Origin of the sequence: Streptomyces sp. L-9-10 (assembly GCF_004151105.1) — a bacterium.
GTDB lineage: Bacteria > Actinomycetota > Actinomycetes > Streptomycetales > Streptomycetaceae > Streptomyces.
In genome coordinates this window covers 55,751-79,256 of the sequence record NZ_PHRF01000027.1, presented here as the reverse complement: position 1 = coordinate 79,256, position 23,506 = coordinate 55,751, and the positions used below count along the sequence as shown (strand labels likewise).

The window sequence follows — 23,506 nt, the reverse complement described above, 5'->3', positions numbered from 1 at the left end:
CGCCGGGCGCGCCTTCCGTGAGCTGGGCTTCGACTCGCTGACGGCGGTGGAACTGCGCAACCGGCTCAGCACCGTCACCGGACTGCGGCTGCCCGCCACCCTGGTCTTCGACTACCCGACCGTGCGCGCCCTGGCCGCCTACCTCCTCGATGAACTGCTGGGCTCCGACGCGGCGGTGGCCGGGCCGGCCGCCACGCGGACCGCCGCGGTGGCCGACGATCCGATCGTGGTCGTCGGGATGAGCTGCCGCTATCCGGGCGGGGTCGCCTCGCCGGAGGATCTGTGGCGGCTGGTCACCGAGGGCGCGGACGCCATCTCCGGCTTCCCCGCCAACCGCGGCTGGGACGTCGAGTCGCTCTACCACCCGGACCCGGACCACGCCGGTACGGCGTACACCCGCTCGGGCGGATTCCTGCACGAGGCGGGTGAGTTCGACCCGGCGTTCTTCGGGATGAGCCCCCGCGAGGCGCTCGCCACCGACTCGCAGCAGCGGCTGCTGCTCGAAGCCTCCTGGGAGGCCGTGGAGCGGGCGGGCATGGACCCGACGACCCTGCGCGGCAGCGCGACCGGGGTGTTCGCCGGGGTGATGTACAGCGACTACGGCGCGGTGCTGGCCGGCCCGGAGTTCGAGGGCTTCCGGGGCGGCGGCAGCTCGGCGAGCCTGGCCTCCGGCCGGGTGTCGTACACGCTGGGCCTGGAGGGTCCGGCGGTGACGGTGGACACGGCGTGCTCGTCGTCGCTCGTCGCGATGCACTGGGCCATGCAGGCGCTGCGCAGCGGCGAATGCTCGCTGGCCCTGGCCGGTGGCGTGACCGTGATGTCGACCCCGTCGGTGTTCGTGGACTTCGCCCGACAGCGCGGCCTGTCACCGGACGGGCGGTGCAAGGCGTTCTCCGACTCGGCGGACGGCGTCGGGTGGTCCGAGGGCGTCGGCATGCTGGTCCTGGAGCGGCTGTCCGACGCCCGGCGCAACGGACACGAGATCCTCGCCGTGGTCCGGGGTTCGGCCGTCAACCAGGACGGAGCGTCGAACGGACTCACCGCCCCCAACGGCCCGTCGCAGCAGCGCGTGATCCGTCAGGCACTGGCCAGTGGCGGACTCGCGGCCGACGACGTCGATGTGGTGGAGGCGCACGGTACGGGCACGACGCTCGGCGACCCGATCGAGGCGCAGGCACTCCTCGCCGCGTACGGCCGGGACCGCGACCCGGATCGCCCGCTGCTGCTCGGCTCGGTGAAGTCGAACATCGGTCACACGCAGGCCGCGGCCGGTGTCGCCGGAGTGATCAAGATGATCATGGCGATGCGGCACGGAGTGCTCCCGCAGACGCTGCACGTCGACGCCCCGTCCTCGCATGTGGACTGGTCCGAGGGCGCGGTGGAGCTGCTCACCGAGCAGACCCCCTGGCCCGAGACCGGACGCCCGCGCCGGGCCGGCGTCTCCTCGTTCGGTATCAGCGGCACCAACGTCCACACCATCGTCGAGCAGGCCCCGCGCACCACGGTCCCCGCGCGCACCGCCCCGCGCCGCGAGCCCGGCGCCGTGCCCTGGCTGATCTCGGGCCGGACCCGGGACGCCCTGCGCGGCCAGGCCGCCCGGCTGCTCTCCTACGTACAGGCGCGGCCCGGACTCGACCTGGTGGACGCGGCGTTCTCGCTCGCCACCACCCGCACCCGGTTCGAGCAGCGCGCCGCCGTGGTCGCGGGGGACCGTACCGCGCTGCTGCGGTCCCTCACCGCGCTGGCCACCGACCGCCCCGACGCCGGACTGATCGAGGGGGAGGCGGCACGGCGGGGCAGGACCGCCCTGCTCTTCACCGGCCAGGGCAGCCAGCGGCCCGCCATGGGCCGCGAACTGTACGAGCGGTTCCCGGCGTTCGCCGAGGCGCTCGACGCGGTGCTCGCCGAGCTGGACCCGCTGCTCGACCTGCCCCTGCGCGAGGTGCTGTTCGCCGGCGAAGGCACCGCCGAGGCCGCGCTGCTGGACGAGACCGGCTGGACCCAGCCCGCGCTGTTCGCGTTCGAGGTCGCGCTGTTCCGTCTCGTACGGTCCTGGGGCGTCACACCGGACTTCGTGGCCGGCCACTCGGTCGGTGAACTCGCGGCGGCCCATGTCGCGGGCGTGCTGTCGCTCGCGGACGCCTGCGCGCTGGTCGCGGCCCGCGGCCGGCTGATGCAGGCGCTGCCCGCCGGCGGCGCGATGGCCGCGGTACAGGCGGCCGAGGACGAGGTCGCCCCGCTGCTCGCCGGCCGCGAGGACACCGTCTCGATCGCCGCGGTCAACGGGCCCGCCTCGGTGGTCGTCTCCGGCGACGAGGACGCGGTCCTGGAGATCGCCGCCGCGTTCGACGCGCGCGGGCGCAAGACCAAGCGGCTGCGGGTGAGCCACGCCTTCCACTCGCCGCGCATGGCCGGGATGCTCGACGCGTTCCGCACCGTCGCCGAAGGACTCACCTACCACGCGCCGCGGATCCCGCTGGTCTCCAACCTGACCGGCGCTCTCGCCACCGACGAGCGGATGTGCTCGGCGGAGTACTGGGTCGCGCACGTCCGCGACGCGGTCCGCTTCGCCGACTGCGTGCGCACCCTGCGCGACGCCGGCACGACCACCTTCGTGGAACTGGGCCCCGACGCACCGCTCTCCGCCATGGTCCAGGACACCCTGGGCGACACCCACGACGCCGAACTCGTCCCGCTCTGCCGCGCCGACCGCGGCGAGGAGACGGCCGTCACCACCGCGCTGGCCCGGCTCCAGGTACAGGGCGTCGCGGTCGACTGGGCGGCCTACTTCGCGGACGGCGCCCGTCGCGTCGATCTGCCCACCTACGCCTTCCAGCACACGTTCTACTGGCCCGAGCTGCCCACGGCCGCCGCCACGGCGAGCACCGACCCGGGGGACCAGCGGCTGTGGGCCGCCGTGGAGCGCGGCGACGCCGACGAGCTGGCCGCCCTCCTCGGTCTGGGCGAACAGGAACACGGCTCCCTCGGCTCCCTGCTGCCCGCGCTGACCTCCTGGCGCCGCGGCACGCGGGAGAAGACCCTGCTGGACTCGCTGCGCTACCGCGTCGAATGGACCGGGCTCAGCAAGCCGGCCGCCCCGGTCCTGGACGGCACCTGGCTGCTCGTCACGAGCGACACCGACACCGACGCTGCCCCCGCCGAGGACGGCCACGACCTCGCCGAGCGACTGACGGGCGCGCTCAGCGCCCACGGCGCGCGGGTACGCCGCCTCGTCCTCGACCCCTCGTGCGCCGACCGGCATGTGCTGGCCGCGCGGCTCCAAGCCACCGCGTCCACCGACGATTTCGACAGCACCGCCCACGTACTCTCCCTGCTCCCGCTGGACGAGCGCCCGAGCGACGGTCACGCGCCGCTCACCCACGGCCTCACCCTGACGCTCGCGCTCGTCCAGGCACTCGACGACACCGGATCACGGGGACGGCTGTGGACGGCCACCCGGGGCGCCGTGTCCACCGGCCCCGCCGACCCGGTCACCCACCCCGCCCAGGCCGCCGCCTGGGGCCTCGGCAGGACCGTGGCCCTGGAGCACCCGCGGCTCTGGGGCGGGCTGATCGACCTGCCCGGCACACTCGACCAGCGGGCCGCGCAGCGGCTCGCGGGCGTGCTCGCCACGAAGGACGCCCCCGACGGGGAGGACCAGGTCGCGCTGCGCGCCTCAGGCGTCTTCGGCCGCCGGCTCGTCCGGTACACCGTCGACGCGCTGCCCGCCGCGGAGGAGTTCACCGCCCGCGGCACCGTACTGGTCACGGGCGGCACCGGTGGCCTCGGCGCCGAGGTCGGCCGCTGGCTGGCCCGCTCCGGCGCCGAGAACCTCGTCCTCACCTCCCGGCGCGGCCCGGACGCCCCCGGCGCCGCCGAACTCCGGGCCGAGCTGGAGGAACTGGGCGCACGCGTCGAGATCGTCGCCTGCGACGCCGCCGACCGCGACGCGCTCGCCGCCGTACTCGCCGGCATCCCGGACGAACTGCCGCTGACCGGCGTCGTACACACCGCGGGCGTCGGCCAGTACGGCCCGCTGGCCGAGCTGACCCCCGCCGAGTTCGCCGGGCTGACCTCCGCGAAGCTGGCGGGCGCCGCCCATCTCGACGCCCTGCTCGGGGACCGTGAACTCGACCTCTTCGTCCTCTTCGGCTCCATCGCCGGTGTCTGGGGCAGCGGCGGCCAGAGCGCCTACGGCGCCGCCAACGCCTATCTCGACGCCCTCGCCGAGCACCGGCGCGCCCGGGGACTGACCGCCACCTCCGTCGCCTGGGGCCCCTGGGCCGAAGCGGGCATGGCCACCGACGAGGCGGTCTCCGGCGCCCTGAAGCGTCAGGGACTCGGCTTCCTGGAGCCGGGCCCGGCCATGACCGAACTGCGCCGCGCCGTCGTCCAGCGGGACATCACCGTCACGGTCGCCGACGTCGACTGGGACCGCTACGCGCCGGTCTTCACCTCGGTACGCCCCAGCGCGCTGCTCACCGGCCTGCCCGAGGTACGGGCGCTCGCCGCCGCCACCGAACAGGAAGGCTCGGGCAGCGCCTCCGAGTTCGTCACGCGCGTACGCGCCCTGGACGGGCCCGAGCAGGACCGGCTCCTCTCCGACCTCGTACGGAGCGAGGCCGCGGCGGTCCTCGGCCACAGCTCCGCCGACGGCGTCCCGGAAGGACGTGCCTTCCGCGACATCGGCTTCGACTCGCTGACCGCCGTCGAACTGCGCAAGCGGCTCTCCGGCGTCACCGGTCTCACCCTGCCCAGCACCATGGTCTTCGACTATCCGACCCCGGTGGAGCTGGCGCGGTATCTGCGGGCCGAGATCCTCGGCTCCGTCCTGGAGGTGGCGGGCCCGGTCGCCACCGGCGCGGCCGACGACGAGCCCCTCGCCATCATCGGTATGAGCTGCCGGTTCCCCGGCGGCGCCGACTCCCCGGAACAGCTCTGGGACCTGGTCACCAACGGCGCGGACGCGGTGACGGAATTCCCCGTCAACCGAGGCTGGGACACCCAGGGGCTCTTCGACCCCGACCCCGACCGGCAGGGCAAGACCTACTCGACACTCGGCGGATTCCTGCACGAGGCGGACGCGTTCGACCCCACGTTCTTCGGCATCTCCCCGCGCGAGGCGCTGGTGATGGACCCCCAGCAGCGGCTGCTGCTGGAGACCACCTGGGAGACCTTCGAGCGCGCCGGGATCAACCCGGCCGAGGCGCGCGGCAGTCTGACCGGTACCTTCATCGGCTCCAGCTACCAGGACTACGGACTCGGCGCGGGCGACGGCGCCGAGGGCCACATGGTCACCGGCAGCAGCCCGAGCGTCCTGTCCGGACGCATCTCGTACGTCTTCGGGCTCGAAGGCCCCGCCGTCACCGTCGACACGGCCTGCTCGTCCTCGCTGGTCGCGCTCCACCTGGCCTGCCAGTCGCTGCGCAACGGCGAGTCCACGCTCGCCGTCGCGGGCGGCGCCACGATCATGACCACGCCCGCCCCCTTCGTCGCGTTCAGCCGGCAGCGGGCCCTCGCCCAGGACGGCCGCTGCAAGGCGTTCTCCGACGAGGCGGACGGCATGACGCTCGCCGAGGGCGTCGGCATCCTGCTGGTCGAGCGGCTCTCCGACGCACAGCGCAACGGGCACCCGGTCCTCGCGGTGATCCGCGGCTCGGCGATCAACCAGGACGGCGCGTCCAACGGACTCACCGCCCCCAACGGCCCCTCGCAGCAGCGGGTGATGCGCCAGGCCCTGGCCAACGCGCGCCTCGCCCCCTCCGACATCGACGCCCTGGAGGCGCACGGAACCGGTACGCCCCTCGGCGACCCGATCGAGGCGCAGGCGCTGCTGGCGACGTACGGCCGGGACCGCGACCCGGAGCGCTCCCTGCTGCTCGGCTCGGTCAAGTCCAACATCGGGCACACCCAGTCCGCCGCCGGTGTGGCGAGCGTGATCAAGATGGTGATGGCACTGCGCCACGGCGTCCTGCCCAGGACGCTGCACGCCGAGAACCCGTCCTCGCACGTGGACTGGTCCTCCGGCACCGTGCGGCTGCTGCACGAGACCGTCGAGTGGCCCGAGACGGGCCGCCCGCGCCGGGCCGCCGTCTCGTCGTTCGGCATCAGCGGCACCAACGCCCATACGCTGCTGGAACAGGCGCCCGTGGCCGACGAGCCCGAGGAGACCGGTCCCGCGCTCCCGCCGGTGCCCGTCGCGGGCGGCGTCGTCCCGTGGGCCGTCTCGGCGAGGACCGGAGCCGCGCTGCGCGAGCAGGCCGGCCGGCTGGTCTCGTACGTCGAGAACGCGGACCCCGCGCCCCGCCCGCTCGACCTGGGCTTCTCGCTCGTCGCGTCCCGCTCGGTCTTCGAACACCGCGCCGTGGTGGTGCCCACCGAGGACAGCGACCCGCTGGAGGCCCTGCGCGCCGTCGGGACCGACGGGCCGTCGTCCGTGGTGGCCCGGGGCGTGGCCGATGTCGAGGGCAGGACGGTGTTCGTCTTCCCGGGACAGGGCTCGCAGTGGGCCGGAATGGGCGCCCGGCTGCTGGAGGAGTCGCCGGTCTTCGCCGAGCGGATCGGTGAATGCGCCGCCGCCCTCGGCGAGTTCGTGGACTGGTCCCTCATCGATGTGCTGCGGGAGGCGGAGGGCGCGCCCACGCTGGAACGCGTCGATGTCGTCCAGCCCGCCTCGTTCGCGGTCATGGTGTCGCTCGCGGCCCTCTGGCGCTCGCGGGGTGTGGAGCCCGCGGCGGTCGTGGGCCACTCGCAGGGCGAGATCGCGGCGGCCGTCGTGTCCGGCGCGCTGTCCCTGCGGGACGGCGCCCGGGTCGTGGCGCTGCGCAGCCAGGCGATCGGCCGCACGCTGGCAGGCCACGGCGGAATGATGTCCGTGGCACTGCCGGTGGACGAGCTGGAGAGCCGTCTCGAGGCCTGGCCCGGCCGGGTGTCCGTGGCCGCCGTCAACGGGCCGCGCTCGGTCGTCGTCTCCGGCGAACCGGACGCGCTGGACGAGCTGTCGGCGGAGCTGACGGCCGAGGACGTACGGGTCCGCCGGGTCGCGGTGGACTACGCCTCCCACTCCGCGCAGGTCGAGGATCTGCGCGACGAACTCCTCGACGTGCTCGCGCCGGTCGCCCCGCGCACCTCCGACATCCCGTTCTTCTCGACGATGACCGGCGACTGGCTGGACACCGGGGAGATGGCCGCGGACTACTGGTTCCGCAATCTGCGCCGACCGGTCCTCTTCGCCGACGCCGTACGCGCCCTGCTGGGCACCGGGCACCACGCCTTCATCGAGGTCAGCTCGCATCCCGTACTGACCATGTCGGTGCAGGACATGATCGACGAGACGGCCGAACCCGCCGTCGCCACCGGCACACTGCGCCGTGACCAGGGAGGCGTCTCCCGCTTCCTGCTCTCGGTCGCCGAGGCGTACGTACGCGGCGTCGGGGCCGACTGGGCCGGACTCTTCGCCGGCACGGACGCCCGCCGGGTCGAGCTGCCGACCTATGCCTTCCAGCACGAGCGGCTCTGGGCCGTACCGCCCGCCCCCGCGCACGCGGTCACCGCCGACCCCGTCGACGAGGAGTTCTGGACGGCGGTGGAGCGGGAGGACCTCTCCGCGCTGACCTCCACCCTGGGCACGGACGAGGACTCCGTGGCCGCCGTACTGCCCGCGCTGTCGTCGTGGCGCAGGTCCCGCAAGGACCGCGACACCGTCGGCTCCTGGCGCTACCGGGTGTCCTGGACACCGGTCGGCACCGTCCCGCGGCGGTCGCCGGCCGGCAGCTGGCTCGTCGTCTCCGCCGACGGGCACGACACCGGTGAGGTGGCCGACGCGCTCGCCGGCCAGGGCACCGAGGTGATCCGGCTGGCGCTCGACGAGTCCTGCGCCGACCGCGCCGTCCTCGCCGAACGGCTGGCCGCCATCGGCCAGTTCACCGGGGCCGGCCAGTTCGCCGGGGTCGTCTCGACGCTCGCCGCCGCGGAGGAGCCCGGCGACCTCGACCCCGGGCTGACGCTCGGCCTCGCGCTGACCGTCTCGCTCGTCCAGGCCCTGGGCGACGCCGGAATCGAGGCGCCGTTGTGGTTCCTCACCCGGGGCGCGGTCTCCACCGGCCGCTCCGACGAGGTCACCTCGCCCGTCCAGGCGCTGGTGTCCGGCGTCGGCTGGACCGCCGCGCTGGAGCACCCGCAGCGCTGGGGCGGCGTCATCGACCTGCCGCGGGCGCTCGACCGGCGGGCGGCCGAACGGCTCGCCTCCGCGCTCTCCGGCGCGCTCGGCGAGGAGGACCAGCTCGCCATCCGCTCCTCCGGCGTCTTCACCCGCCGTATCGTCCGCGCCGGAGCAGGGGAGCAGGGGAGCCCCCGCGACTGGACACCGCGCGGCACCACGCTCATCACCGGCGGCTCGGGCACCCTCGCGCCGCATCTCGCCCGCTGGCTGGCCGCACAGGGCGCCGAGCACGTGGTGCTGATGAGCCGCCGGGGCATGGACGCCCCGGGCGCCGCCGAACTGGTCGCGGAACTGGCCGCGTCGGGTACCGAAGCCGCCGCCGTCGCCTGTGACGTGACCGACCGCGACGCCGTCGCCGCGCTCCTCGCGGACCTCAAGGCGCGGGGCCGTACCGTACGCACGGTCGTCCACACCGCCGCGCTCATCGAGCTGTACTCCCTGGCCGAGACCACCATGGACGCCTTCTCCCGCGTCCTGCACGCGAAGGTGACCGGGGCGCGGGTCCTGGACGAACTCCTCGACAACGACGACCTGGACGACCTGATCCTGTACTCGTCCACCGCCGGCATGTGGGGCAGCGGAGCGCACGCCGCCTATGTGGCGGGCAACGCCTATCTCGCCGCGCTCGCCGCCCACCGGCGCGCCCGCGGTCTGCGCGCCACCTCCCTGTCCTGGGGCATCTGGGCCGACGACATCAAGGCCGGCCGTGTCGACCCGAAGATGATCCGCCGCAGCGGTCTGGAGTTCATGGACCCGGGGCTCGCGCTGAGCGGACTGAAGCGGGCCCTGGACGACGACGAGACCGTCATCGCCGTCGCCGACGTCGACTGGGACACGTACTACCCCGTCTACACCTCCAGCCGCCCCACGGCACTCTTCAGCGAGGTCCCCGAGGTCCGCGCGCTCACCGAGGCCGCGGAAGAGACCACCGGCACCGTCGTGGAAGGCGAGTTCACGGCCCGGCTGCGCGCGCTGTCCGCCGCCGAGCAGGAACGGCTTGTGCTGGAGACCGTCCGTACCGAAGCCATGGCCGTCCTGGGCCTCTCGTCCCCCGACGCCCTGCCCGACCAGCGTGCCTTCCGTGACGTCGGCTTCGACTCGCTCACCGCCGTCGGACTGCGCAACCGTCTCTCGTCCGTCACCGGCCTGACGCTGCCGACGACCATGGTCTTCGACTACCCGAGCCCCGCAGCGCTCGCCGGCTTCCTCCGCTCCGAGCTGGCCGGCGCGCACAGCGCCCCGGACCCGGCCGCCGTCACCGCGTCCCTCTCCGCCGCCGACGACGACCCGATCGCCATCGTCGGCATGAGCTGCCGCTACCCCGGCGGGGTCACCTCGCCCGAGGAGCTGTGGAAGCTCGTCCTGAACGGTACGGACGCCATCTCCGGCTTCCCCGCCGACCGCGGCTGGGACGCCGAGGGGCTCTACGACCCGGACCCGGACCGCTCCGGCAGGACCTACTCCGTCCAGGGCGGATTCCTGCGGGACGTCGCCGAGTTCGACCCCGGCTTCTTCGGTATCTCGCCGCGTGAGGCCATGTCGATGGACCCGCAGCAGCGCCTGCTGCTGGAGACGGCCTGGGAAGCCTTCGAGCACGCCGGGATCGACATCGTCGCCCAGCGCTCCAGCCTCACCGGCACCTTCATCGGCGCCAGTTACCAGGACTACGCGACCAGCGTGGCCAACTCCGCCGAGGGCTCCGAAGGCCACATGATCACCGGCACGCTCTCCAGCGTGCTGTCGGGCCGGGTCTCCTACCTCTTCGGCTTCGAGGGCCCCGCCGTCACCCTCGACACCGCCTGCTCCTCCTCGCTGGTCGCGCTGCATCTGGCCTGCCAGTCGCTGCGCAACGGCGAGAGCTCCCTCGCGCTCGCCGGCGGCGTCAGCATCATGTCCACCCCCAGCGCCTTCGTCGGTTTCAGCCGGCAGCGGGCGCTCGCGGTCGACGGCCGCTGCAAGGCGTACGCCGAGGCCGCCGACGGGATGACGCTCGCCGAGGGCGTCGGGCTGGTCCTGCTGGAGCGTCTCTCCGACGCCCGGCGCAACGGCCACACCGTACTCGCGGTCGTCCGCGGCTCCGCCGTCAACCAGGACGGCGCGTCCAACGGGCTCACCGCCCCCAACGGCCCCTCGCAGCAGCGGGTCATCCGCCAGGCCCTGGCCAACGCCGGAGTCGAATCCCGCGAGGTCGACGTCATCGAGGGCCACGGCACCGGCACCGCGCTGGGCGACCCCATCGAGGCGCAGGCCCTGCTCACCACCTACGGACAGGACCGGGACGCCGAACGGCCCCTGCTCCTCGGCTCGGTGAAGAGCAACATCGGCCACACGCAGATGGCCTCCGGCGTCGCCAGCGTCATCAAGATGGTGCACGCGCTCCAGCAGGGCATCGTCCCGAAGACCCTGCACATCGACACCCCGTCCTCGCATGTCGACTGGTCCTCCGGCGCCATCGGCCTGCTGACCGAGCGGGCCGACTGGCCCGAGACCGGCCGCCCGCGCCGCGGCGCCGTCTCCTCCTTCGGACTCAGCGGCACCAACGTGCACACCATCCTCGAACAGGCCCCCGACGAGGAGCCCGCCGGGGCCCCGGCCCCCGACAGCGAGCCCCGCCCCGGCGTCCTGCCGCTGGTGGTCTCCGCCAGGAGCGAGGCCGCGCTGCGCGCCCAGGCGGGACGGCTGCTCTCGCTGGTGGAGGAGCGCCCCGACGCGCGCCTCACCGACCTCGCGTTCTCCCTGGCCACTTCCCGGGCCGGTCTGGAGCGCCGCGCCGCCGTCGTGGCGGGCGAGCGCGACGAACTGCTGCGGGGCCTGCTGGCCCTGCGCGAAGGACTGCCGGGCCCCGGCGTCATCGAGGGCGGTACGGGCCGCGGCCGTACGGCGTTCCTCTTCACCGGCCAGGGCAGCCAGCGCCCCGGCATGGGCCGGGAGCTGTACGAGCGGTTCCCCGTCTTCGCCGACGCCCTCGACGCCGTACTGGCACGGGTCGACGGCGCGCTGGACCGGCCGCTGCGCGAGATCCTCTTCTCCGCCGAGGGCTCGCCGGAGGCGGCCCTGCTCGACCGGACCGCGTACGCGCAGCCCGCGCTCTTCGCCGTCGAGGTCGCGCTGTTCCGGCTGGCCACCTCCTGGGGCGTCACGCCGGACTATCTCGCCGGGCACTCCATCGGCGAACTCGCCGCGGCGCACGTCGCCGGGGTGTTCTCCCTGGAGGACGCGTGCGCCCTGGTGGTGGCGCGCGGCCGGCTGATGCAGGCGCTGCCCGAGGGCGGCGCGATGATCTCCGTCCGGGCCGCCGAGGACGAGGTCCTTCCGCTGCTCGCCGGACGCGAGGAACAGGTGTCGATCGCCGCCGTCAACGGCCCGGCGTCGCTCGTCATCGCGGGCGCCGAGGACGCCGTCCTCGACATCGCCGCGGCGCTCGGCGCCGACGGGCGCAAGACCAGGCGGCTGCGGGTGAGCCATGCCTTCCACTCGCCGCTCATGGACGCCATGCTCGACGACTTCGCGCGGGTCGCACGGGGCATCACGTACCACCCGCCGCTGATCCCCCTCGTCTCGAACGTCACCGGTTCGCTCGCCACCGACGACCAGATGAGCACCCCGGAGTACTGGGTCACGCACGTGCGGCAGGCCGTCCGCTTCGCCGACGGGATCAACTGGCTCTCGGCACAGGGCGGGGTCCGCACCTTCCTGGAGACCGGCCCCGACGGCGTGCTCTGCGGCATGGCCAGGGAGAACCTCACCGACGCGCCGCGCACCGGACTGCTCCCGCTGCTGAGGGCCGGCCGGCCCGAGGAACAGACGGTCGTCACCGCACTGGCCGGGGCGCACGCCCACGGCGTGGACATCGACTGGGCCGCGTACTTCGCGGACACCGGCGCCCGCCGGATCGAGCTGCCGACCTACGCCTTCCAGCGCGAGCGGTACTGGCCCGACACGCTCGCCGCCGCATCCCCGGAGGAGAGCGCGGGCAGCGCGGCGGACGCCGAGTTCTGGTCGGCCGTGGAGCGCGACGACATCGGCTCGCTCGCCGCCTCGCTCGGCCTCGACGACGCGACCGTCACCGCGATGGTCCCGGCGCTCACCGCCTGGCGCCGCCGCCGCGACGAGCAGTCGGAGGTGGACGCCTGGCGCTACCGGGTCACCTGGAAACCGCGGAGCGGATCCACCGCGCCGACCGCGCTCACCGGCCGCTGGCTCGTCCTCGCGCCGTCCCGTACGGACGACGCCGAGTGGTCAGCCGAGGTCGTCCGCGCCCTCGGCACCCCGACCGTCCTGTGCGAGGTCACCGGCGCCGACCGGACCGCGCTCGCCGCGCGGCTGGCCGGACTCCACGCCGAACACGGGGAGTTCGCCGGAGTCCTGTCGCTGCTCGGCCTCGCCGGCTGCGAGAGCGTCGCCCGCACCGGCGTACCGGACTCCCTCCTCCTGACCACCGTCGCCGTACAGGCGCTCGGCGACGCGGGCATCGGCGCGCCGCTGTGGGCCGTCACGCGCGGCGCGGTCTCCGTGGGCCGCTCCGAGCCGGTGGTCGGACTCGACCAGGCCGCCGTCTGGGGCCTCGGCCGTGTCATCGCGCTCGAACAGCCCGACCGCTGGGGCGGCTGCGTCGACCTGCCCGAACGGCTCGACGCCCACACCGCGCGCAGGCTGCGCGGCGTCCTGGCCGGGACCGGCGGCGAGAGCGAGTCGGCCGTACGCGCCTCCGGCGTCTTCGTACGCCGGCTCGCCCACAGCCCCGCCGCGCGGAGCGACGGGCGCCCCTTCGACCCGTCAGGAACCGTCCTGATCACCGGCGGCACCGGCGGCCTCGGCCGACATGTCGCCCGCGGTCTCGCCCGCGCCGGCGCCGAACACCTGCTGCTCGTCAGCCGGCGCGGCGAGGACGCCCCCGGCGCGGACGCGCTGCGCACCGAACTGACCGCACTCGGCGCCCGGGTCACCCTCGCGGCCTGCGACGTCGCCGACCGCGAGGCGCTGGCCGCCCTGCTCGGGACCGTTCCCGAGGACGCCCCGCTCGGCGCGGTCATCCACACGGCCGGTGTCGTGGAGGACAGCGTGGTGGACGCGCTGACCCAGGACAGCTTCAGGACCGTCCTGGACGCGAAGGTCGCCTCCGCGCGCCATCTGCACGAACTGACCGCCGGGCTGCCGCTGTCCGCGTTCGTCCTCTTCTCGTCCACGGCAGGCGTCTTCGGCGCCGCGGGACAGGGCAACTACGCCGCGGCCAACGCCTATCTGGACGCCCTCGCCGAATACCGGCGCGCGCACGGACAGACCGCGCTCTCGGTCGCCTGGGGCCCCTGGGCCGGATCCGGCATGGTCGCCGACGCCGCCGAGATCGAGACCCGCGTACGGCGCGGCGGATTCGAGCCGCTCGCCCCGGAACCCGCCGTCCGCGCCCTCTTCCGGGCCATCGAGCAGGACGACACCGCCCTCGCGCTCGTCCACATCGACTGGACCCGCTTCCTCCGCGCCTTCGCGGCGACCCGCCCCCTGCCGCTCGTCGGCGACCTGCCCGAGGTACGGCGGTCCGCCACCGCCCCGTCCGGAGCCACCGGCGGGGAGCCGGAGCTGCGGCAGCGGCTCGCGGAACTCCCCGAGGCGGAGCGCGGCGGATACGTAAGGGACCTGCTGCGCGGTCAGGTGGCCGCCGTGCTCGGTCACTCCGACGCCGGTGCCATCGAGGACGACCGGGCCTTCCGCGACCTCGGCTTCGACTCACTGACCACACTCGAACTGCGCAACGGGCTCGCCGCCGCCACCGGGCTCAGCCTCCCCGTCTCCCTCGTCTACGACCGGCCGACCCCGCGCGAGATGGGCGAGTTCCTGCTCGCCGAACTCCTCGGCTCGCTGCCGGGGCCGGCCGCCGCCGCGCCGGTGGCGGCGGGACGCCCGCTCGACGACGACCCGATCGCCGTCGTCGGCATCAGCTGCCGCTTCCCCGGCGGGGTCTCCTCGCCCGAGGAGCTGTGGCAGCTGCTCGACGAGGGCAGGGACGGCATCACCCGCTTCCCGGAGGACCGGGGCTGGGACATCGAGGCCCTCGGCGCGGGCGCGTCCGACACCCTCGAAGGCGGATTCCTCACCGGGGTCGCCGACTTCGACGCCCGCTTCTTCGGTATCTCGCCACGTGAGGCGCTGGCGATGGACCCGCAGCAGCGCCTGCTGCTGGAGGCCACCTGGGAGGCGCTGGAGCGGGCCGGGATCGACCCGTCCACTCTGCGCGGCTCCACCACCGGCGTCTTCGTCGGCACCAACGGCCAGGACTACCCCCACCTGCTGCGCCGGTCCGCCTCCGACGTCCAGGGGTACGTGGCCACCGGCAACACGGCCAGTGTCATGTCCGGCCGGCTCTCCTACGCCCTCGGCCTGGAGGGCCCGGCGGTCACCATCGACACCGCCTGCTCCTCCTCGCTGGTCGCGCTGCACTGGGCCGGCAAGGCACTGAGCGCCGGTGAGTGCTCGCTGGTGATCGCGGGCGGCGTCTCCGTGATGTCCAGCCCCGACTCCTTCGTCGAGTTCTCCACCCAGGGCGGACTGGCCCCCGACGGCCGCTGCAAGGCGTTCTCCGACTCGGCCGACGGCACCGCCTGGTCCGAGGGCGTCGGCATCCTGGTCCTGGAACGGCTCTCCGACGCCGTACGCAACGGACACGAGGTCCGCGGCATCATCCGCTCCACCGCCGTCAACCAGGACGGCGCCTCCAATGGACTCACCGCCCCCAACGGCCCCTCGCAGCAGCGGGTGATCCGGCAGGCCCTCGCCGACGCAGGACTGACCGCCGCCGACATCGACGCCGTCGAGGCCCACGGCACCGGCACCACCCTGGGCGACCCGATCGAGGCCCAGGCCCTGCTCACCACCTACGGCCGGGACCGGGAGCGCCCGCTGCTCCTCGGCACGGTCAAGTCCAACATCGGCCACACCCAGGCCGCCGCCGGCGTCGCGGGCGTCATCAAGATGCTGCTGGCGATGCGGCACGGCACCCTGCCCAAGTCGCTGCACATCGGCGCCCCCTCCGCGCATGTGGACTGGACGGCGGGCGACGTACGACTGCTCACCGAGCCGGAGGCATGGCCGGAGACCGGCCGCCCGCGCCGCGCCGGAGTCTCCGCGTTCGGTGTCAGCGGTACGAACGCGCATGTCATCGTCGAGCAGGCACCGGCCGCCGAGGCACCGGCCGCCGAGGCACCGGCCGCCGAGGCGCCGGTGGCGGAGACCGCCGAGCCCGTCGCCACCCCGGCCGTCGTGCCGTGGATCGTCTCCGGCAGGACCCGCGAGGCGCTCATGACCCAGATCGACCGGGTCACCTCCTTCGCCGAGGCGCACAGCGGCCTGTCAGCGCTGGACATCGGCCGCTCGCTCGCCACGGACCGTACGCTCTTCCCGCACCGCGCGGTGCTGCTGGCCGGCCCCGACGGCGTACGGGAGAGCGCGCGCGGCGTCGCGCGCCGCGCCCCCGGCTCGACCGCGTTCCTCTTCTCCGGCCAGGGCAGCCAGCGCGGCGCCATGGGCCGCGAGCTGTACGAGCGGTTCCCGGTCTTCGCCGAAGCCCTGGACGCGGTCCTCGCCCATCTGGACACGGAGCTCGAATTCCCGCTCAGGGAAGTGCTGTTCGCCGATCCGGGCACCTTCGAGGCGGAGCTGCTCGACGAGACGGGATGGACCCAGCCCGCGCTGTTCGCGGTCGAGGTCGCGCTGTTCCGGCTCGCCGAATCCTGGGGCCTCACTCCGGACTTCGTGGCCGGGCACTCCATCGGTGAGATCGCCGCCGCGCACGTGGCCGGGGTGTTCTCCCTGGCGGACGCCTGCCGGCTGGTCGCGGCCCGCGCCACACTCATGCAGGCGCTCCCGCAGGGCGGCGCGATGGTCGCTCTCCAGGCCACCGAGGACGAAGTCGCCCCGCTGCTGGACGGCGACGTCTCCATCGCGGCCGTCAACGGCCCGCGCGCACTGGTCATCGCCGGTGCGGAGGACGCCGTGCTGGAGATCGCCGAGGTGTTCGCCTCCGACGGCCGCCGCACCAGGCGGCTGCGGGTCTCGCACGCCTTCCACTCGCCGCTGATGGACCCGATGCTCGCGGACTTCGCCCGGGTCACCGGGGCACTCACCTACGAGGAGCCCCGTATCCCGGTGGTCTCCAACCTGACCGGCGCCCTGGCGACGGCGGACGAACTGCGCTCGCCCGCCTACTGGGTACGGCACGTACGCGAAGCCGTACGGTTCGCCGACGGCGTGCGCGCCCTGCGCGACGCCGGGGCCGGGACGTTCGTGGAACTGGGCCCCGACGGCGTGCTCGCCGCCATGGCCCAGCAGAGCCTGGACGGTGTCGAGCCCGCGCCCGCGGTGGTGCCGCTCCTGCGCAAGGACCAGGGCGAGGAGGCGGCCGTCGTCGCCGCGCTGGCCGCGCTGCACACGCACGGCACGGGACCGCGCTGGGCCGCCTTCTTCGAGGGCCTGGGCGCGCGCCGGGTCGAGCTGCCGACGTACGCCTTCCAGCGCGAGCGGTACTGGCCCGAGCCCGCCGCGCTCGCCGCCGCCGGCGCGCCCGACCCGGTGGACGCCGAGTTCTGGTCGGCGGTGGAGCGCGAGGACCTGGAGTCGCTGGCCGCCTCGCTTGACCTGGACGGCGACACCGTCACCACGATGGTGCCCGCGCTCTCGGCCTGGCGCCGCCGCCGGGGCGAGCAGTCCGCCGGTGCCACCTGGCGCTACCACGAGACCTGGACACCGCTCGCCGCACCGGCCCCGGCCGCGCCGTCCGGCGACTGGCTGGTGATCGTGGCGGCCGGCGACGACTCGCCGTGGCTCTCCGCCGCCGTCGAGGCGCTGCGTACGGGTACGGCACGGCTGGACACGGTCGCGGCCGACCCCGCCGACCCCAGCGGACTGGCGCAACGGCTGGCCACGGCGCGCGCGGACCGGGACGGAGCCCGCTACACCGGCGTCGTCTCACTGTTCGCCGCCACGGCTGCCACCGACGCCGGGGACCTGCCCGCGGACGCGGCCTGGCCCGACGCGCTGCTGACCGCGCTGGGCGAGGCGGGGATCGACGCGCCGCTGTGGTGCGTCACCCGCGGCGCCGTCTCCGCGGCCCCCTCCGAACCGCCGCTCAGCGCCGGACAGGCCGCCGTATGGGGCCGGGGCCGGGTCACCGCCCTGGAGCACCCCGACCGCTGGGGCGGCCTGATCGACCTCCCCGGGACGATCGACGACCGGACGGCCGCCGCCTTCGCCGCGATCCTGACGGACGATCAGGGCCGTGCCGGCGAGGACCAGATCGCGGTCCGCGCCGACGGAGCACTCGGACGCAGGCTGGCCCGTACGACCACCACCCCGGCCAACCCGTCCGGCGCCTCCTGGCGGCCCACCGGCACCGTGCTCATCACCGGCGGTACGGGAACGATGGGCGGCAGGGCGGCCCGCCGGCTGGCCCGCGAGGGCGCCCGGCATCTCCTGCTGACCGGCCGTCACGCCGCCGACCTCGCCGGGGCCGACGCGCTCGAAGCCGAACTGAAGCGGCTCGGCGCCACCGTCACCTTCGCCGTCTGCGACCTCTCCGACCTCTCCGACCTCTCCGGCCACGATGGGCTGAGCGCACTGCTCGCCGCGCTCCCCGAGGACGCGCCGCTGACCGCGGTGATCCACGCGGAGGAGTCAACCGCCACCGGCACCGCGGCCCTCGCCGCCGCGGCGGCCGCAGTCGGCCGGCTCGACACCGTCCTCGGCGACCGGCCGCTCGACGCGTTTGTCCTCTTCGGCACGGTCGCCGGGGTCTGGGGCGTCCGGGGCCGGGCGGACGAGGCCGCCCTCGGCGCGTACCTCGACGCCTTCGCCCGGCAGCGCCGCGCCCGAGGAGCCACCGCGCTCTCCGTCTCCTGGAGCGCCTGGTCGGACGTGGTCGACACCACCATGGCCGCGCACCTGCGGATGAACGGACTGCCGGTCCTGGACGCCGACGCGGCGCTCGCCGCGCTCGGCAGGGCCGTCGCGGACGGCGAGGCCGCCGTGACCGTGGCCGACGTGCGCTGGGAGACCTTCGCACCGGCCTTCACCGAAACGCGCCGCAGCGCCCTGCTGGCGGACCTGCCCGAAGCACGCGAGGCCGTCGCCGCGGCCGAACGCGACCGCGGCGACGAGCGGCCGGCGGCCGGCGCCTACCGTCAGCGGCTGCTGGAACTGCCCGAGGCGGAGCGCGCCGACGCCCTGCTCACCCTGGTCACCGACAAGGTCGCCGTGGTCCTCGGACACCCGGACACCGCGGCCGTCGAGTCCGATCTGCCCTTCCGCGACCTCGGGTTCGACTCGCTGACCGCCGTCGACCTGCGCAACCAGCTCACGGCGAGCACCGGCGTCACCCTGCCCGCCACCCTGGTCTTCGACCACCCGACCCCGGCCGAACTCGCGGGCCATCTGCGCGGCCTGCTGCTCGGCGAACTGCCGGACATCGCGGCCCCCGTGGCGGCCTCGGCCCAGAGCGGCGACGACCCCGTCGTCATCGTCGGCATGGCCTGCCGCTACCCCGGCGGTGTCGGATCGCCCGAGGACCTGTGGCAGCTCGTCATGGACGAGACCGACGCCGTGGGGGAGTTCCCCACCGACCGCGGCTGGGACCTCGACACCCTGCTCGGCGGCCCGCCCGAGGGCGGACGCGGACGCAGCACCACCGGAAACGGCGGCTTCCTCTACGACGCCGCCGACTTCGACCCCGGAGTCTTCGGCATCTCGCCGCGCGAGGCCATCGTGATGGACCCCCAGCAGCGCATCGTGCTCGAAGCGGCCTGGGAGGCGCTGGAGCGGGCGGGCATCGACGCGGCGACCCTGCGGGGCAGCACCACCGGCGTCTACGTCGGCGGCGGCAGCGGCGACTACCGGCCGCCGGCCGAGGCGGGCCAGTGGGAGACGGCCCAGTCGGCGAGCCTCCTGTCCGGCCGGCTCGCGTACTCCTTCGGCCTCCAGGGACCGACGGTCTCCGTCGACACCGCCTGCTCCTCGTCGCTGGTCGCCCTGCATCTGGCGGCCCAGGCGCTGCGCTCGGGCGAGTGCTCCATCGCGCTGGCCGGCGGGGTGACCGTGATGGCCACCCCGGCGGGCTTCGTCGAATTCAGCGCCCAGGGCGCGCTGTCGCCGGACGGCCGCTGCAAGGCGTTCTCCGAGGACGCGGACGGCACCGGCTGGTCCGAGGGCGTGGGCATGCTCGTCGTCGAGCGGCTCTCCGACGCCCGGCGGAACGGCCACCACGTCCTGGCGGTCCTGCGCGGCTCCGCCATCAACCAGGACGGCGCCTCCAACGGACTGACCGCGCCCAGCGGACCCGCCCAGCAGCGGGTGATCCGGCAGGCGCTCGCCAACTCCGGCCTCACGGCCCCCGAGGTGGACGCCATCGAGGCCCACGGCACCGGCACCAGGCTCGGCGACCCGATCGAGGCACAGGCGCTGCTGGCGACCTACGGCCAGGACCGCGACCCGGGGCGCCCGGTACTGCTCGGCTCGCTGAAGTCCAACATCGGCCACACCCAGGCCGCCTCCGGTGTCGCGGGCGTGATCAAGATGGTGATGGCGATGCGGCACGGCACCCTGCCGAAGTCGCTCCACGCCGGCACCCCGACCTCGCACGTGGACTGGACGGCGGGCGCCGCCCGGCTGCTCACCGAACCGGTCGCCTGGCCCGAGTCGGGCCGCCCGCGCCGCGCCGGAGTCTCCTCGTTCGGTGCCAGCGGCACCAACGCCCACGTCATCCTGGAACAGGCGCCCGCCGGGGCCGCCCCGGCACCCACCGCGCCCGGAGCGCCCGTTCGCGAGGCGGAGACGCTGCCGGTCCTGCTCTCCGGCAAGTCCGGGAACGCGCTGCGGGCCCAGGCACGCCGACTGCTCGCCCACGTGACGGCGCGGCCCGACGACCCGCTGACCGACCTGGCGTACTCGCTCGCGACGACCCGCGCGGTCCTCGACCACCGGGCCGCCCTGACGGTCACCGGCCGGGACGGTCTGCTCGCGGGACTCGCCGCGCTGGCCGAGGGCGGTACCGCCTCGGACCTGGTCGAGCACCAGGTGGAGCGGACCGGAAAGCGCGCGTTCCTCTTCTCCGGCCAGGGGTCGCAGCGGATCGGCATGGGCCGCGAACTGTACGAGGCGTTCCCGGTGTTCGCGGAGGCGCTCGACACCGTACTGACCGCGCTGGACGCCGAGTCGGGACGTTCGCTGCGTGCGGTGATGTGGGGCGACGACGCCGAGGCGCTGAACGAGACGGGCGTCACCCAGCCCGCGCTGTTCGCCGTCGAAGTGGCGCTCTTCCGGCTGGTGGAGTCCTGGGACCTGACGCCGGACTTCGTGGCGGGCCACTCGATCGGGGAGATCGCCGCGGCCCATGTGGCGGGGGTGTTCTCGCTGGAGGACGCGGCCCGGCTGGTGGCCGCGCGGGCCCGGCTGATGCAGGCCCTGCCGGCCGGCGGTGCCATGGCCGCCGTCCAGGCCACCGAGGAGGAGGTCCTGCCGCTGCTGTCGGAGCGGGTCTCCGTCGCGGCGGTCAACGGCCCCACGTCGCTGGTGATCTCCGGTGACGAGGACACGGTCCTGGAGGTCGCGGCCCGCCTGGAGGCCCAGGGCCGCAAGACGAACAGGCTGCGCGTCTCGCACGCCTTCCACTCGCCGCTGATGGACCCGATGCTCGACGAGTTCCGCACCGTCGTCGCCGGGCTGTCGCTCCGGGCGCCCCGTGTCCCCGTGGTGTCCAACCTGACCGGAGCCCAGGCCACGGCCGACGAGCTGTGCTCGCCGGAGTACTGGGTACGCCACGTCCGCGAGGCCGTCCGCTTCGCCGACGGCGTACGGACCATGGCGGAGCGCGGCGTGACCACGTTCCTGGAGCTGGGCCCGGACGGGATCCTCTCCGCACTCGCCCAGGAGACGGCGCCACACGGCGCCGTGGCCGTACCGGTCCTGCGCAAGGGCCGGGGCGAGGAGACCACGCTCGTCACCGCGCTCGCCCGGCTGCATGTCCACGGGGTGAGCCCCCGCTGGTCCGCGTTCTTCGCGGGCACCGGAGCCCAGTGGATCGACCTCCCCACCTACGCCTTCCAGCACGGCCGGTTCTGGCCGGACGTCATGCCGGGCGCCTCCGCCGCCGACGCCGCCGCGCGGGAGACGGAGACCACGGACCGCGCGTTCTGGGACGCCGTGGAACAGGAGGACTTCGCCTCGCTGGAATCCGCCCTGGACGTCGAGGGCGACGCCCTGTCGAAGGTGCTGCCCGCCCTGATGGACTGGCGCAGGCAGCGCAACGACGAATCGGTCGTCGAAGGCTGGCGCCACCGGATCGTCTGGAAGGCACTGGCCGGCGCGTCCCTCGCCCACCGCAAGCCGCTGACCGGCACCTGGCTCGCCGTGGTCCCCGCCGAACTGACCGGGGACGCCTGGGTGTCCGACGCGCTCGACGCGCTCGGCACCAAGGTCGTACGGCTGGCCGCGGGCAGCCCCGACCGGGCCGCGCTGGCCGGCGAACTGCGCGACCTCGCCGCGAGCGCGCACGCCGAGGACGGCACGCGCTTCGCCGGTGTCGTCTCGCTGCTCGCACTGCGCGAGACCCTCGCGCGCAGCGTGCCCGGGGGAACCGCCCTCACCGCCGTACTGCTCCAGGCACTCGGCGACGCCGGGATCGACGCGCCGCTGTGGTGCGCCACCCGGGGCGCCGTGTCCGTGAACCGCGCGGACGGCGCGCACCGCCCGCTCCAGGCCGCCGTATGGGGCCTCGGCCGGGTCGCCGCGCTGGAGTACCCCGAGCGCTGGGGCGGTCTCGTCGACCTCCCCGGGACGCTGGACGAGCGCGCCGCCGCGGGCTTCGCGGGAGTGCTCGCGGGCCTCGACGGCGAGGACCAGGTGGCGGTACGCACCTCCGCGGTCCTCGCCCGGCGCCTCGTACGGGCACCCGGCAAGCGGTCCGCCCGCGCCTGGGACCCGGACGGCACCGTCCTGATCACCGGCGGCACCGGCGCCCTCGGCGGCCAGGTCGCCCGCCGGCTCGCCAGGGACGGCGCCCAGCACCTGGTGCTGCTCAGCCGGAGCGGCCCCGACGCACCGGGCGCCGACGCCCTGCGCGCCGAACTCGACGCCCTCGGCACCGCCGTCACGATCGCGGCCTGCGATGTCGCCGACCGCGCCCAACTGGCCGCCGTACTGGCCGGCATCCCGGCGGAGCACCCGCTCACCGGCGTGGTCCACGCGGCCGGTGTCCTGGACGACGGAGTGCTCGACCGGCTCACCCCCGAGCGGTTCGAGGCGGTCTTCCGCGCGAAGGTCACCTCGGCCCTCCTGCTCGACGAACTGACCCGTGAGCTGGACCTCGCGGCGTTCGTGCTCTTCTCCTCCGCCTCCGCGGCCGTGGGCAACCTCGGCCAGGCCAACTACGCCGCCGCCAACGCCGTCCTGGACGCCCTGGCCGAACGGCGCGGGGCCCAGGACCTGCCCGCGACCTCCATCGCCTGGGGCGCCTGGGGCGGCGGCGGAATGGCCGGCGGCGCCGGCGCCGACGAGGCCGCCAAGCGCGCCGGAATCGGCGCCATGGACCCGGAGCTGGCCTGCGAGGCGCTGCTCCGGCTGGTCATGGAGCCCGAGCCGACCGCGCTCGTCGCCGACGTCGCCCTGGACCGCTTCGTCGGAGCCTTCGGCGCGGCCAGGCCGAGCGCGCTGCTCCGCGAACTCCCCGGCTACGCCGAGAGGGTGGCCGCCACGGCGGCGGCGCCCGGAAACGGCGCGGCCGAGGGCGGTCTGCGGGACCGGCTCGCGGGCCTCCCGGCGAACCGGCGGCTGGAGACGGTCGTGGACCTCGTCCGTACCCGGGCCGCGCAGGTGCTCGGCTACCCGGACACGGACGCCGTCGGCGCCGAACGGTCCTTCCGGGACCTCGGAGTGGACTCGCTCGGAGCCGTCGAGCTGCGCAACCAGCTCAGCACGGCCACCGGCCTGAGCCTCTCCGCGACGCTCGTCTTCGACCACCCGACACCCACGGCCCTCGCCGGCCACCTGCTCCGCGAGCTGATCCCCGACGAGGCGGACGCGGCCGGGGCCGACGGCGAGGAAGCGGAGATCCGGGCCCTGCTGGCGTCCGTACCGCTCGCGCGGTTGCGGGACATCGGCGTGCTGGAACCGCTGCTCCAACTGGCGGGCCGGGGCGATACGGCCCCGGAGCGGGACGAGGAGACCGACGACACCGACGAGTCCATCGACGCGATGGCAGTGGCAGACCTGGTGCGGGCCGCGCTCAACGGCCAGTCCGACGCGTAG

The 23,506-nt window shown here is 74.8% G+C and carries 1 protein-coding gene (only partly in view); it reads left to right on the top strand.

Features of this window, described 5'->3' with window-relative positions:
• Positions 1-23,506: the 3' portion of a type I polyketide synthase gene (locus CU044_RS06610; RefSeq protein ID WP_129767500.1), read on the top strand. Its footprint begins 5,129 nt before the window's first position; only the last 23,506 of its 28,635 coding nucleotides appear in the window; its start codon lies beyond the left edge, outside the window; the stop codon is at positions 23,504-23,506.